This is a genomic window from Amycolatopsis sp. NPDC058340 (assembly GCF_042723975.1).
Taxonomy (GTDB): Bacteria; Actinomycetota; Actinomycetes; order Mycobacteriales; family Pseudonocardiaceae; genus Amycolatopsis.
Genome location: NZ_JBHXIB010000015.1, coordinates 84060 through 97483, shown reverse-complemented (window position 1 = coordinate 97483; position 13424 = coordinate 84060). Strand labels below are relative to the sequence as shown.

The following is a 13424-nucleotide window of genomic DNA, read 5'->3' as shown; positions in this document are numbered from 1 at the left end:
ACTTCCGTCCGACCACGGAAAACCCTACCGTGAACCGAGGAATTCATGCGCCGAAATCGCATTACCGTGCTGACCGCGTGCCTCGTCCTGTCCCTCTCCCCATTCCCCGTCTCCCCTGCCGCCGCTCAAGAGGCGGCGGCTCCCTTCTGTTATGAAGAACCCGTCCAGCCGAAAGCCGATGTGAGTGACTTAAAGGCCGGTTTCCAGTCCACGAAGTGGCTTCAGACGATCCAGGCCGTGTACAAGCGGCGCTGGCCCAGCGGCGAAGGCCTCGCGATCGCCCAGGCCAAGGACAAGTACTTCAGCCAGTTCGTGAACAAGACCAGCTTCAACGCGCTCGCCGAATCGCTGATGGTGGCGATCCACGAAGAGACCCACATGTGGGATCTGGATCCTTCGAGAACCTCGTGGGACGTCCATGTCTCCGCCTGGATCGACGCTTCCCGCAAGGCGATGAAGGTCCCGATCCACGGCGGATTCCCCCGCCGCGAAATACTGCCGCTGATCACGGACGATCTGACGCGGTCGATGGACGACATCTACCTGCGCGACCAGCAGCAGGGTTCGTACCGGATCCAAGGCGTCATCGCGGAACTCAACGCCGGGCTCATGGGATTGCCCGCGGCGACCGTCGTCGCCGAGTACATCCAAGGAGTGGGCGCGAGCAATTCCCGCGACATCGCGGCCACGAACCTGCGCTACCTCCAGCTGTACCTGCGCGTCGCCAAGACGAAGCATCCCGATTACTGGGCCAAGATCAAGGCGCAGCCCGAATTACGCGAATTCGTGCTCATCGAGTTCCTCCGGACGGCCTACTGGCTGGATCGATCCGCGCCCCATGCCGCCAAACTCGGCAGCGCGGACGTGGCCAAGATCGTCGCCAAGAACTACGCCCCGGAGAACATCGCGATCATCGAGGAGTTCACCGGCGCCAAGGTGAACACGGGCACGGCCAGGAACTGCACGGCCTGACACCGTATCCGGCTCGCCGATGACGGGGCCCGTCACCGGCGAGCCGTCCCGTCACGGCACGAACACCGGCTGGTCGAGCACCCACAGCCAGGATCCGTCCGGCTGACGGCGGGCGACCTCGACGGTCATCTCGCCGGTGGTCAGCGTGGACGCCGTGAGCGCGAGGTCCCCGCCCGCCAGCGCCGGATGCTGCCTGCCCGGCAGGAGTTCCGGCGCGGCCGCGACGAACTCCTCGTACACCTTGCGGATCTCCGCGTGCCCTTTCGCGATGTTGCCCGGCGGGAACGCCAGCACCGCGTCCGGTTCGTACAACGCCACCAGTCCGTCGACATCACCCGCGTTGCCCCGTTCGATGAAGAATTTGCCAAGATCGTTCGGCTCAGTGGCCACAGTCCTGCTTGTCATGGGGAGGAGCTTCGCAGCGAATACACGACATCCTGTGTCGTGTATTCCGCTAAGGTTTTCGGCATGCGCGCCGACCGGCTGGTCTCACTGGTGTTGCTGTTGCGGCACCGGGGACGGCTGTCCGCGACCACGCTCGCCCGCGAGCTGGAGGTCTCCACCCGCACCGTGCTGCGGGACATCGAGGCGCTGTCCGCCGCGGGTGTGCCGGTGTACGCCGAACGCGGCAGGCATGGCGGTTTCGCGTTGCTGCCCGGTTTCCAGACGGAACTCACCGGGCTGAACCACGACGAGGCGCTCGCGCTGCTGATCGCGGGATCACGGCGTGGGGCGCAGGCGTTCGGCCTCGGCTCGGCGCTCGCGTCGGCCATGCTCAAGGTGATCGACGCGCTGCCGGAAGGGCAGCGGGACACCGCGGCGGGCGCGGCCCGGCGGCTGCTCATCGACCCGGAGACCGATCTCCTCTCGCGCCGGGTTGCCGCCGAGGAGGTGCCCGACGCCATCGTCGCCGAGGTCCGGCGGGCGGTGTTCGCCGGGCACAAACTGCGCATCCACTACGCGGCTTCGGGCCAGACGGCGCGGTGGCGCACGGTGGATCCGATCGGCCTGGTCACCGTCCGGGATCAGGGCTACCTGCTGGCCACGAGATCCGGTGAAGACCGCACTTACCGGCTGTCCCGGCTGCGGGCCGCCGAGGAACTCCCCGAACCCGCGGAACGAGCGGAGCGCGTCGATCTGGACCGGGCCTGGCAGGAACGCGGCACGCGGTTCCGGACCGGCGGGGACCTGGTCGCGGTCGAGGTGCGGGTGGATCCCGCTCGCCGGGACCAGCTGGTGGGCACCGCGCTCGCCGTGCTCTCGGAGGAGACCGAAGAGGACGGCAGGCTGAAGCTGGAGGTGACCTTCCAGGACGCGCGGCATGCCGAGTGGGCGTTGTGGCAGCTCGCAGCGGACGCGGAAGCCCTTGCCCCGCCTTGGTTACGCGCTTCGCTGCGGGATCGGGCCGCGGCGATCACCGCCCGGTACCCCGTGCCGCTGAGACCAAAGTCAAGTTGAGCCCGCCGACCGGGACGGGATAATCCGGTCATGACGAACGCCGCCCTGGAAAGGGCGAGTTTCAGAGTGCTGCTGAAGGGTTACCGCGTCCGCGCCGATCTCACGCAGGAGGAGCTCGCCGAGGGATCCGGGGTGAGCGTCCGGGCCATCAGCGACATGGAGCGGGGGATCGCCAAAAGCCCGCAACGCCGGACGATCGAAGCACTCGCCACGCCGCTGTCGCTGACCGACGAAGAGCTGACCGGCCTGCAGAAGGCGGCGAGGCAGGGCCGTACCCCCTCACCCGGGATCCACAAGGCACATCCGATCGGTGTTCTCCCGGCGGACGTCGACGATCTCACCGGACGCGAGAGGGATCTCGACGCGTTGCGCGCCCTTTCCGCGGATCTGTGCGACGGACGGCGCCGGTCGGGGCGGGTCGCGATCCTGAGCGGGCCGCCGGGGACCGGCAAGACCACCCTCGCGGTCCGCGCGGCGCACGACCTCGCCGGGGAATTCCCCGACGGGCGGCTTTTCCTGAAGCTGCGCGGCATGTCCGCCGAGCCGGCGAACCCGGCCGACGTGCTGCACCTGATCCTGCGCTCGCTCGGCGTCGACGCCGTCCGCATCCCCGCCGATCCGGAGGACCGGGCGGGTCTGTGCCGGTCCCTGTTGCGGGATCGGGCCACCCTGATCGTCTTGGACGACGCGGCAGGCGAAGCCCAGGTCCGCCCGCTGCTGGTCGGCGGGCCGCGATGTCTCACCCTGGTCACCGGCCGTCAGATGCTGGTGGGGCTGGAATGCGCGAGCAGGCTCCCCCTCGACGTGTTCAGTGAGCACGACGCGATCGCCCTGCTGTCGGCGATCGTCGGGGCGGACCGCGTCACGCGCGAACGGCGAGCGGCACTCGAACTGGTCGAACTGTGCGGCAGGCTGCCGCTGGCGCTGCGGATCGCGGGCAACCGGCTGGCGAGCCGTCCGGCGTGGCCGCTGACGCGTCTGGTGGACCAGCTCCGTGACCGCGGCCGGCGGCTGACCACCCTGACCGCCGGCGATCTCGACGTGCGCAGCGTGTTCGAACTTTCGTACCGCCAGCTCAGCCCGGACGCCGCCACGGTGTTCCGGCGGCTGTCGCTCGTCCCGGCGGCGGATTTCCCGGTGGGCGCCGCGATGACGCTCGTCGAAGCCGCCGACGAGGACGACGCCGCCGTCTTCCTGGAGGAACTGGCCGACGCGAGCCTGCTGCAGACGTCTCAGGAGAACGGGCGGTACCAGTTCCACGACCTCCTGCGGGTCTTCGCGACCGAACGGCTCGCCCTGGAGGAATCACCGGAAGTCGTCGCCGCGGCGGAGAAGCGGCTGACCGGCTGGCTGGTGCGCACCGCGACGGCGGCGGGCCGCTATTTCCACCCGACCGACGGGGTCAGCCCGCTCCCGGTCGCCACGCCGTCGTTCGGGGACCACACCGGCGCGGGCAGATGGCTCGAAGTCGAGCTGAAGAACTGGCTCGCCGCCGTCAAGAGCGCCGCCGCGCGCGGCGACCACCGGCCGGTCCTCGATCTCGCCGAGTCGATGCACTGGTATTCGGAGATCGGCGGAACCGCGAGCGTCTGGTACGACGTGTTCGAACTCGCCGTGAACTCGGCCATCGCGCTCGGCAGCAAACGGGACGAGGCGGTGCACCGGAACTATCTGTCCTGGGTGCAGGCTTCGCTGCGCGACCGGGCGGAAGAGGCGATCCGGATGGCCCGGCTGGCGTGGGACGCCGCGGTGGAGGCGGGCGACCCTCGCGAACAGGGCTGGGCACGGGTGTATCTGACGAGCGCCCATGCCCGCGACACGTCACCGGAACTCTTCGACGAGGCCGCGCGCCTGTTCGGAGAGGCCGGCTACCCGCTCGGAGTCCATGTGGCACGGACGATGCGGGCTTCGTACTGGTACCGGACCGGCCGGTTCGCCGACGCCGCCGAGGAATTCGACGTCTGCGTCCGGTACTTCGCGCAGGAGCACGGCGGCACGCGGACCCCGGTGGACGACACCAACTACGCGTTCGTGCTGCTGCGTTCGGCACAGAACCTGGCCGCACTCGACGCGCCCGATCGCGCGCTCACCCAATGCGAAACGGCGCTCGCCCTGTTCCGCCGTCACGGAGCGGCCATGGGACAGGCCCGCGCGCTCCAGGAGACCGGACGGTTCCTGCGCCGGCAGGGCGACCACGCGACCGCGCACCGCCGCCTGTCCGAGGCCGAGGAACTCTACGAACGCATCGGGCTGACCCAGGCTCAGATCGACACCCTCGGCGAACGAGCGGCTGTGGCGGACGAGATGGGAGATCCGGAGTCGGCGCGCGCGGACCGGGAACGCGCTCGTGGTCTCGGTGATCGGCTCGGCGGACTCCCCTGAACCGTGGCGCGCCGGCCTCGTTCATGACCGGTTCCGGCTCGGAGCCCGATGGCCGTGTCCGGTGGCCATCGGTTCCGAGTCGCCGCTGAACGACCGGCACAAACCTAAGCCGGTGTGACGATGGGGTCCAGGCAGGTTTTCCGGCAGAACGGGGCGGGGATTTCTGCCGGTTCCTTCGTCTTCGCTTTGCGCCGGGATCTACGGGGCGGCTCCCGGCGCTGAGGCGGGTGACCTGGTGCAGCGGGCGGGTACCGCGCCGAGGTCTTCGGAACGAACCCTGGTAACCCATCCACGGACATCCGTCGGCGGTGGTCGAAGCCGCCGAGCCGAGACCAGGTTCCGGAGGCTCTCAGGTGCCCGGCGCGACTGTGGGCATGCCGAGGAGCCCGTCGTCGGTGTGGCCGACGGGCTCCTCGGTGGTCAGCTGTGATGCAGGGTGTTGCGGCGGGGTTGTCGGAGCGGATCTCGGTATTGGGGTGGGATGAATTCCGGTAGCCCGTCGGCGGCCATGTGTACTTCCCAGTCGCCGTGGTGAATCAACCGATGGTGGAAGCTACAGAGCAGCACGAGATTTCGGAGGTCGGTGGGTCCGCCGTCTGCCCAGTGCTCAATATGATGAGCGTGGCAGTTCTTGGGTTTCCGATGGCAGCCCGGGAACGCACAGCCCCTGTCGCGGATGTTCAGGGCGCGTCTCTGCCCGGGTGTGACGAATCTTCGCAGGCGCCCCATATCGAGGGGTTCGCCCGAGGTGCTCATCACGACCGGCAGCATGAGACAGTCGCAGGCCGCGAGCCGCGCTTCCCGAGCGGTCATCGTCCCCACGAAATCGAGACACGCGGTGCCGAGACCCGATTTGAGTTCGTCGAGTCCGATGGTGACGTGCACGAGGGTGCGGTAGCCGCTGGTGCCGGGCTGGTCCGGGCAGGCGATGGCCAGGTCGAGGAGGTCGGCCCAGGCGTCTCCCATGCGTTCGCATTTCATCCGCAGATCTGCCTGCCCGAATTCGTCGACCGGCCGTGGCTGGGCGTGCGCCTCCAGTGCGGCGGCGGTGCGGGCACCGGTCTCGTCGTCGAGCAGGCCGGTGAGTTTCCAGAACCCGTCTTTCCGGCGCTCCAGGGTGATTTCCCGCCGCGGTTCCTTAGGCTCGGGGTCTTTGGGTTCCTTGCCGTCGGGGTCGAGCCAGCCCAGCAGGTTCGCCTCGGCCTTGGTGAGCTGTGCGGGTCCGGCGTTCGGGGCGAGGTCGGCCAGGATCTTCTCCGCCTTCGCCCGATCCTCGGCAGACGTGTCGGCGGGGAGCCGTTTCAAGATCTCCAGGATCTGATCGATCCGTTCGTTCCCGATCAGTCCTTCGGCGGCGACGGCGGCGGTCGCGGGCGCGACGGGCGGAACCTCCGTGCCGTCCAGAGCCCGGGTGGGGTTCAGCGCGATGGCCCGCTTCACGATCGCACCGGCCTCGCCGCGCGACAAGCCCGCCACATCCGCGAGCCAGCTGGCCGTACTGCCATGGCCGTACAAGTCTTTGACGCCCCGAGACTCGATCTCCGCCAAGAACCGCCCCAACGCGGCGGTCGCCACCCGGATCACCTGCAGAGACTGCTGCACACCATGGGCAAGCTCCAGCTTGCCGGCACGCCACAGCTCCTGCGGCAACTCGGGGAGGAAGGTCTCGGACACGACTCCATAATAGCACCTTTCTTCGAACACGTGTTTGTAATTTTAAGCGACCGGCGAAACGCACGAACAACACCGAAGAGTGAATCGGCCTCAAAGGATATTCACCCTCGGCGAAACCCTCCTGACAGGCCGATCACAGAAAGCGCCACCGGACGAGCGAAACCCCGTCCGCAAAAGCCCCTCACCGCATAGAACCGGGCGCCGCACTCCCGGTGTATTCCCCAAGACCCGCGACCAACTCGGCAACGTCAGGCACGTTCTCGAACCGTCGCCGGTGCACGTCGGCGATCTTCGCCCCGATCTCCGGATCCGGGTCGTCGGTGACGTCGTACGACACGAACCGGTCGATCAGCGGCAATCCGGCCCGGTCCATCGCGAGATGCACCGGATGATTCATGTACTGCTCATACGCCTCGATGTCTTTCAGCACGGTGACGGCGCCGTAGTCGAATTCACCACCGAAATCGGGACCGACGACGCGTGCTTCGATCGCGGGAATCGCGTTGACGTGCTCGCCCATCCGCGCCAGACCCGCCGCTTTCTCCTCTTCGGAGACTCCGGGTTTGAGAGTGAACCGGATGCAGTGGTAGATCATCGGACCGACCTGAAGGCATCGGCGTGGTCGCGGGCGAAGTCGGTGACGTCACGCGCGGGTTTCCCGGTCAGGTCGGCGACGGAACTGTGTACTTCGGCGGCTTCGCCTCGGGCGTAGTGGGCGTAGTCCTCGATGAGACCGTCGATCTGCCACGGCGGGAGCAGACCGCTCAGCGCGGCGGCGAACTGCTCGGCGGGCGTGTCGTGGAAGACGACGCTCCGTCCCATGGCCACGGAAAGTGCGTGGGCGATCTCGGTGTGGGTCACGGCGCGAGGGCCGGTCAGCGTGTAGGTCCGGCCGGTGTGTCCCGGACCGGTCAGCACGGCCGCGGCGGCGTCCGCGATGTCCCTGGTGTCGATCGCGCTGACGGCGGCGTCACCGATGGGGGCGGCGATGAAGCCCTGCGCGATGGTGCGGGCGAAGGCGAGCAGCGCCTGGAGGTACAGGTTGGGGCGCAGCACGGTGTGGTCGATCCCGAGTTCTCGGACGTGCGCCTCGACTTCGGCGTGCCAGCGCAGGAATCGTACCGGCGAGTCGATCCGCGCCGCGTACTGCGAGAGCAGCACGAGCCGGTTCACGCCGGCGTCGCGGGCCAGGTCGGCGAACCGGATCTGAACCGCGGCGGCGTCGGCCGCGGACGGGCTGTTGAGGAAGACCACGTCGACGCCTTTCAGCGCCGCGGCGACCGATTCCGGGTCACGCAGGTCGGCGACGACGGTCTCGGCACCGGGAACGGAACGGCCGGGGTCCCGGGTCATGGCGCGGACCGTGACTCCGCGGGTTCGCAGGGCGGGGATCAACGCGGATCCGACGGTTCCGGTCGCGCCGGTCACCAATACTGTGTCCATTGTGGAGTGTCCTTTCCTGGTGGGGTCAACGTTTCGCGGAGACGAGTGACACCGCGAGGGCTATGACGACGAAGGCGGCTTCGCCGAGGAACGCGGTCGTGAACGAGATGTCGCCGGCTGTTCCGGCGGCGCCGATGGCGATTCCGGCGAGTGCGGCGAGCCCGACCGCGCCGCCCAGTTGCTGCGCGGCGTTGACCAGTCCGCTGAGCAGCCCCGCTTCACCGTCCGCGCTGTCGCGGACCGCCATCGCGGTGGCGTTGACGGCGCCCAGCCCGAGCCCGGTGCCGATCAGCAGGAACGCGCCCAGCAGACCGACCGAGAAGCCGCTGGTCGTCGGATCCCAAGCCAGCCAAAGGAAACCGGCGAGCAGAACGGTGAGGGCGGCGGGCAGCGCGCGGCCGAGCCCGACGCGTTTCGCCAGCATCGGCGCGAGGACGCTGCCGACGATGATCATGACGGCGAGCGGGAGCTGGGTCATTCCGGTCGCCAGCGGGCTCATCCCGAGTACGTCCTGCTGGTACTGGGGCAGGAAGAAGAACAGGCTCGTCAGGGTGCCGCCGATCAGCACCATCACCAGGTTCGCGGTCACCACCGGTTTCCGGCGGAACACCCCGAGCGGGACCAGTGGCCGCGCGGAACGCCGCTCGACGATCACGAACGCCGCCAGCGAAACGAGACCCGCGGCGAGCCCGGCGACGGTGCCGGGAGCGGTCCAGCCGGCGTCCGAGGCGGAGACCATGCCCAGCGCGAGCCCGGAGATCCCGATGGTGATCGTGACGGCGCCCAGCGCGTCGAACCGGCCCGGCCTTCCGGGTACCGGCCGCACGGCCCGCCACACGACGAACGCGCCGACGACACCGAACGGCACCGGGGCCACGAACACCGCCTGCCAGCCGAGCAGTTCGGTCAGCGTTCCGCCGAGGAAGACGCCGGCGAGGCTGCCCGCCCCCGCGATCGCGCCCCAGATCCCCATCGCCCTGGTGCGTTCCGCGGGAGACGGGTAGAGGCCGAGTACGAGCGAAAGCGCGGCGGGCATCAGGATCGCGGCCCCGATCCCCTGGCCGATCCGCCCGGCGATCAGCATCCCGCCACCGGTGGCCAGCGCGCAGAAGGCCGTCGCCGCGAGATAGCCCGCCATTCCGGTCAGGAACACCTTCCTGGCGCCGAGCACGTCGGCGAGCCTGCCGCCTAGCAGCAGCAGGCCGGCGAAGGTCACCAGATAGCTGTCCACGACCACCGTGAGCTCGGCGGCGGTGAGTCCCAGGCCCTGCCGGATGGTCGAGCCGGCGAGGTTGACCATCGCGGCGTCGAGGATGACCAGGAACATGGCGCTCGCCAGGCCTGCCATCGCCACGCCGCGCGAGATCCGTTTCGTCTCCCGTACTGTCATGCCGCAACGATCGCGCGAGCCCCTCTCCGCTCGCGTCGGCGACAATCACCTAGTTCTCCTCGCTAGGGTTCAGGCCATGCCCACGACGTCCTCCCGCCCGCTCGTCGGCAGGCGGGACGAGATCGATCGCCTCCTCGCCCTGGTCCGCGCGGCCGCCCGGGGCGAGGGCGGGGTGCTCGTCCTCCGTGGTGAGCCGGGGATCGGCAAGAGCGCGCTGCTGGACCACGTCGAACAGGCGACCGCGGGGGAATTCCAGCTCATCCGCGCGTCCGGGTCGGAGTTCGAGGGCGAGCTGCCGTTCGCGGCGCTGCATCAGCTGTGCGTTCCGGCGCTCGAGCACCTCGACGCGCTGTCGGCTCCGTACCGCGAGTCCCTTCTCGTCGCCTTCGGGCTGGCCGACGGCGCGCCGGACCCGTTCCGCGTCGGCCTCGCCGCGCTCGAACTGCTGGCGACCGCCGCCGGGACGCGTCCGGTGCTGTGCCTGGTCGACGACGCGCATTGGCTGGACACCGCGTCGGCGAGGGCGTTGACGTTCCTGGCGAGGCGGATCGCGGCCGAGCCGATCGCGATGGTGTTCGCCGCGCGTGACCGGGATCCGGTCCGTGGGCTGGACGAACTGCCCGGGCTGACGGTCGGCGGGCTGACCGACACGCACGCGCGCGCCTTGCTGGCCGGGGAGAAGACCGTGACGCTGGACGAGCGGGTGCGTGACCGCCTGCTCGCCGAGGCACGCGGCAACCCGCTCGCCCTGATCGAGCTGCCGAAAGCGGGCGGCTTCGCGCTGCCGGAGCCGTCGCCGGTCGCGAGCCGGATCGAGCGCAGTTTCCTGGCCAGGATGGCGGAACTGCCGGTGGACGCGCGACGGCTGCTGATCCTCGCGAGCGCCGATCCCACCGGCGACCCCGGCCTGCTGTGGGCGGCCGCGCGGCGGCTGGACATCGAAGTGCCCGCCGCGAGCGCCGCCGCCGAGGCATCCGGGCTGATCCGGTTCGACACGCGGGCGCGCTTCTGTCATCCGCTGGCGCGGTCCGCCGCGTACCGCGCGGCCGAACCGGAGCGGCGTCACGCGGCGCATCGGGCGCTGGCCGAGGTCACCGATCCGGAGACCGCCGGTGACCGGCGGGCCTGGCACCGTGCCCAGGCCACCACGGGACCGGACGAAGAGGTCGCGGCGGAGCTGGAGTTGTCGGCGTCGCGTGCGCAGGCGCGTGGTGGCGTGGCGGCCGCCGCCGCGTTCCTCGAGCGGGCGGCCGCGCTTTCGCTCGATCCCGCCAAGCAGACCGAGCGCACCCTCGCGGCCGCCAGGACGACGCTCGAAGCGGGCGGGACGGACGCGGCGGCGGATCTGCTCGCCAGCGTCGACACGGAGACACTGGACGTCCCGCAGCACGCTTCCGTCGATCTGCTGCGCGGGCGGATCGCCTTCGTCCAAGGCGCGGAGGGCGCCGTCCGGGGGCCGGAACTCATTTTGCGGGCGGCACAACGGCTCGCCGACGTCGATCCGGAGCGATCGCGCGAGTTCTTCGTCTTGGCACTGGAAATGGGGCTCGTCGTCGGCAGGGCCGCGGGAGTGCTGGACCGCGTTCTCGACGCGGCCCGCTCGGCGCCTCCAGGGCCGCCGGACCTCCTCGATGCGCTCGTGCGGCTGACCACCGAAGGACACCATGCCGGAGTGCCCGCGCTTCGCCGGGTTCTCACCGGCGACGACGACGGCTGGACCAGGACGCCGGCCTTGGCCACCGTGCTCGCGGGCGAACTGTGGGACATCGATCTGCACGCGACGATCGTCGGCTGGCTCGTGCGGACCGGGCGGGACACCGGATCGCCGATGACCATCCGGCTCGGCCTGTCGCAGGTGGCGCTGCACGCGGTGCTCACCGGGAACTTCGGCCGGGCGATGGCCGCGATCGCGGAAGAGGAGGCGATCGCCGACGCCGTCGGCGACGCGCCGCAGCTCTATCCCCGAGTGCATCTGGCGGCCATGCGCGGCCGTCGTGAGGAAGTGCTCGAGCTGTTCGCCGAGGCGACGACCCGGGGCAACGGCCAGCTGACCGCGAACGTCCATTGGGCGACGGCCGTGCTGTACAACGGTCTCGCCGAGTACCCGGCCGCGTTCGACGCGGCGAACCGGGCCGTGGCGAGCGGTGACCTCTTCCTCACCGGCATCGCGCTGCCCGAGCTCGTGGAGGCCGCGGTCCGGTGCGGGGAGCACGCCGCCGCCCGGTCGGCGCTGGACGCCTTGGCCGAACGCACGGAAGCCGCCGGAACCGCTTTCGCCCTCGGCATCGCGGCGGCCGCGCGGGCACTGGTCACCGACGCCGAGGCCGACCATCTGGAAGCGCTCGGGCAGCTGGAGAACGGCCCGCTCGCGGTGCACCTCGCCCGGGCGCAGCTGCGGTACGGCGAGTGGCTGCGCCGCGAGGGCCGCCGTCGTGAGGCACGCGAGCATCTGCGCACGGCACACGAACGGCTGTCGGACATCGGGCTGGAGGCGTTCACCCGGCGGGCGGCCGGCGAGCTGCGCGCGACCGGGGAGGTCGCCCGCAGCCGCACCGGGCATTCCTACGACCACCTGACCATGCAGGAGACGCATATCGCGCGCCAGGTCGCCGCGGGCGCGACCTCGAAGGAGGTGGCCACGCGCCTGTTCCTCAGTCCCCGCACGGTGGATGCCCACCTCCGCAACATCTTCCGCAAACTCGGCATCACCTCGCGCAGGCAGCTGAGGGGTATGCCCGATCTCCTCGACGCCGGGGTCACTTCTTGACCGGATAGGCCGACGGAGCCCCGTTTTCGCCCGCGCCGATCCCGGCGTATTCGCTCACGAGCACCGGGACCACGCCGACGTCGTCGGTGGCCAGGTCCTTACCCGTCCTGGCGTCCAGCACGATCGGCTTGCCGCCGCCGGTTTTCCCGTAGACGGCGCCGTGCCACGCCACCGTGATACCGGGAGCGACCCGGTCGGCCGCCTTGTCCGGCAGGGTCCAGAGCTTGGCGGCGGTCGCGGCGTCGTAGCCGGTGAGCACACCGCCCGCGTCGCAGACGAGCACCGATCGCTTGTCGTGGTAACAGGTTCCGTACGAGCTGGAGCCGAACCCGCCCTCGCCCGCGACCTTGGTCTTTTCCGCGCCGGTGACCGGATCGAGGAACAGCAGCGACGGGTCGCCACTGCCGTAGTCGGTCCTGGTGAGCACGACCAGCGCCGGATCGGCGGGGGTCACGCCGATTTGGGAAGACTTCGCGGCGGCGACCCATTTCTGCTCACCCGTGATCAGATCGAGCGCGGTCGCCTGGACCATCGAAGAGTTCTCGGCGACGTTGAAGTCGGCGCCGACGACGACGTCGCCGTGCACGCTGCCTGCTTCGTAGTCTTCGCGCTGCCACAGGGTTTTACCGCTGGCCGGGTCGAGCGCGACCGTGATGTGGTCGTCCGAGCGGCCGTAACGGGCGACGACGGCCTTGTCGGTGATGGCGACGACCTCGGTGACGGCGTTGCTCGCGCTGCCGTATTCGTCCTTGGAGACCCTGGTCTCGGACTGCCAGACCTTGGTGCCCTTCTCCACGTCCGCCGCGATCACCGACAGCGCGATGTAGCCGGGCGTGGTGCCCTGCTCCGGAATGGCGACCGGGACGGCGGCGACGACGAGCCTGTCCCCGACCGCTGGCGGGCGCGGTCCGGTCGTGTTGACGAACGGCCCGCTCTGGTTGTACGGGTCACCCGGCCGCTGTTCGAAAGGGACGGTCCATTTCTGTTGCCCGGTCAGCACATCCACCGCGTTCAGCGCGGTCGGCGTGACGATGTGGCCGGTGCGGCCGCGCAACGTCGTGAACAGCGAGGTGACGTTGCCGGCCACGTTGGCGCGCAACGCGCCCGCCGGAAGCCCGACCGGCGCGCTCTTGTCGAACGACAGAGGCGGATCGGCGGTCTTCGCCTCCGGCGTGGCCGACGCGGGCGGCTGCCCGGCGGGCGGCGTGCCGCTCGATACCGGGGCCGGGTCGCCGTCCGTTCCGCAGCCTGACGCCGTCAGCACGGCCCCCAGGCAGGCCACGATGACCAGAAATCGCCGCATGCGCGCACCTTCTCCTGCTCGGTTCTTCGCTCCGG

General features: G+C 69.9%; 10 protein-coding genes. 4 read left to right on the top strand and 6 right to left on the bottom strand.

Translation table 11 applies throughout. The features are described from left to right. Positions 1-180 precede the first annotated feature (180 nt). Positions 181-972, top strand: coding sequence for a hypothetical protein (locus ACFWIW_RS19535; RefSeq protein WP_378369704.1), 792 nt, complete (start codon positions 181-183; stop codon positions 970-972). Positions 973-1023: 51 nt separating this feature from the next. On the opposite strand, the gene ACFWIW_RS19530 is transcribed toward ACFWIW_RS19535, so the two are convergent. Further along, the gene (locus tag ACFWIW_RS19530; RefSeq protein WP_378369757.1) at positions 1024-1362 is read right to left on the bottom strand and encodes a YybH family protein; all 339 of its coding nucleotides are present in this window, start codon (positions 1360-1362) and stop codon (positions 1024-1026) included. Between the two features lie 78 nt (positions 1363-1440). On the opposite strand from ACFWIW_RS19530, the gene ACFWIW_RS19525 reads away from it, so the two are divergent. Continuing rightward, positions 1441-2430 (top strand): helix-turn-helix transcriptional regulator, encoded by a 990-nt coding sequence (locus ACFWIW_RS19525; protein WP_378369703.1) that lies wholly within the window; start codon positions 1441-1443, stop codon positions 2428-2430. 30 nt (positions 2431-2460) lie between these two features. After that, complete coding sequence (locus ACFWIW_RS19520; RefSeq protein ID WP_378369702.1) at positions 2461-4812, top strand: ATP-binding protein; 2352 nt, start codon at positions 2461-2463, stop codon at positions 4810-4812. Between the two features lie 420 nt (positions 4813-5232). Here ACFWIW_RS19520 and ACFWIW_RS19515 read toward each other — a convergent pair whose 3' ends face one another. The 4 genes from ACFWIW_RS19515 to ACFWIW_RS19500 form a co-directional block, all read right to left on the bottom strand. Further along, positions 5233-6486, bottom strand: a complete 1254-nt coding sequence (locus ACFWIW_RS19515) for a DUF222 domain-containing protein (protein WP_378369701.1) — start codon at positions 6484-6486, stop codon at positions 5233-5235. 181 nt (positions 6487-6667) lie between these two features. After that, positions 6668-7081: a Dabb family protein gene (locus tag ACFWIW_RS19510; protein WP_378369700.1), complete on the bottom strand. Its 414-nt coding sequence runs from the start codon at positions 7079-7081 to the stop codon at positions 6668-6670. Beyond that, a complete protein-coding gene (locus ACFWIW_RS19505) occupies positions 7078-7929 on the bottom strand; it encodes an SDR family oxidoreductase (RefSeq protein ID WP_378369699.1) in 852 nt (283 codons plus the stop codon). Before ACFWIW_RS19505 ends, ACFWIW_RS19510 begins: the two co-directional genes overlap by 4 nt. A 25-nt stretch (positions 7930-7954) precedes the next feature. Further along, a complete protein-coding gene (locus ACFWIW_RS19500) occupies positions 7955-9319 on the bottom strand; it encodes an MFS transporter (RefSeq protein WP_378369698.1) in 1365 nt (454 codons plus the stop codon). A gap of 76 nt (positions 9320-9395) precedes the next feature. Between ACFWIW_RS19500 and ACFWIW_RS19495 the strand changes: the two genes are divergently transcribed. Then, positions 9396-12086, top strand: a complete 2691-nt coding sequence (locus tag ACFWIW_RS19495; RefSeq protein WP_378369697.1) for an AAA family ATPase — start codon at positions 9396-9398, stop codon at positions 12084-12086. On the opposite strand, the gene ACFWIW_RS19490 is transcribed toward ACFWIW_RS19495, so the two are convergent. Then, entirely contained in the window at positions 12076-13389 is a 1314-nt protein-coding gene (locus tag ACFWIW_RS19490; RefSeq protein WP_378369696.1) for a PQQ-binding-like beta-propeller repeat protein, read from the bottom strand. The two genes, ACFWIW_RS19495 and ACFWIW_RS19490, sit on opposite strands and share 11 nt — an antisense overlap. Positions 13390-13424 lie beyond the last annotated feature (35 nt).

Excerpts from the sequence above, each read along its gene's own strand:
- ACFWIW_RS19525 (WP_378369703.1), top strand. The coding sequence starts at position 1,441 with ATGCGCGCCGACCGGCTGGTCTCACTGGTGTTGCTGTTGCGGCACCGG.
- ACFWIW_RS19520 (WP_378369702.1), top strand. The coding sequence starts at position 2,461 with ATGACGAACGCCGCCCTGGAAAGGGCGAGTTTCAGAGTGCTGCTGAAG.
- ACFWIW_RS19510 (WP_378369700.1), bottom strand. The coding sequence starts at position 7,081 with ATGATCTACCACTGCATCCGGTTCACTCTCAAACCCGGAGTCTCCGAA.
- ACFWIW_RS19505 (WP_378369699.1), bottom strand. The coding sequence starts at position 7,929 with ATGGACACAGTATTGGTGACCGGCGCGACCGGAACCGTCGGATCCGCG.
- ACFWIW_RS19500 (WP_378369698.1), bottom strand. The coding sequence starts at position 9,319 with ATGACAGTACGGGAGACGAAACGGATCTCGCGCGGCGTGGCGATGGCA.
- ACFWIW_RS19495 (WP_378369697.1), top strand. The coding sequence starts at position 9,396 with ATGCCCACGACGTCCTCCCGCCCGCTCGTCGGCAGGCGGGACGAGATC.
- ACFWIW_RS19490 (WP_378369696.1), bottom strand. The coding sequence starts at position 13,389 with ATGCGGCGATTTCTGGTCATCGTGGCCTGCCTGGGGGCCGTGCTGACG.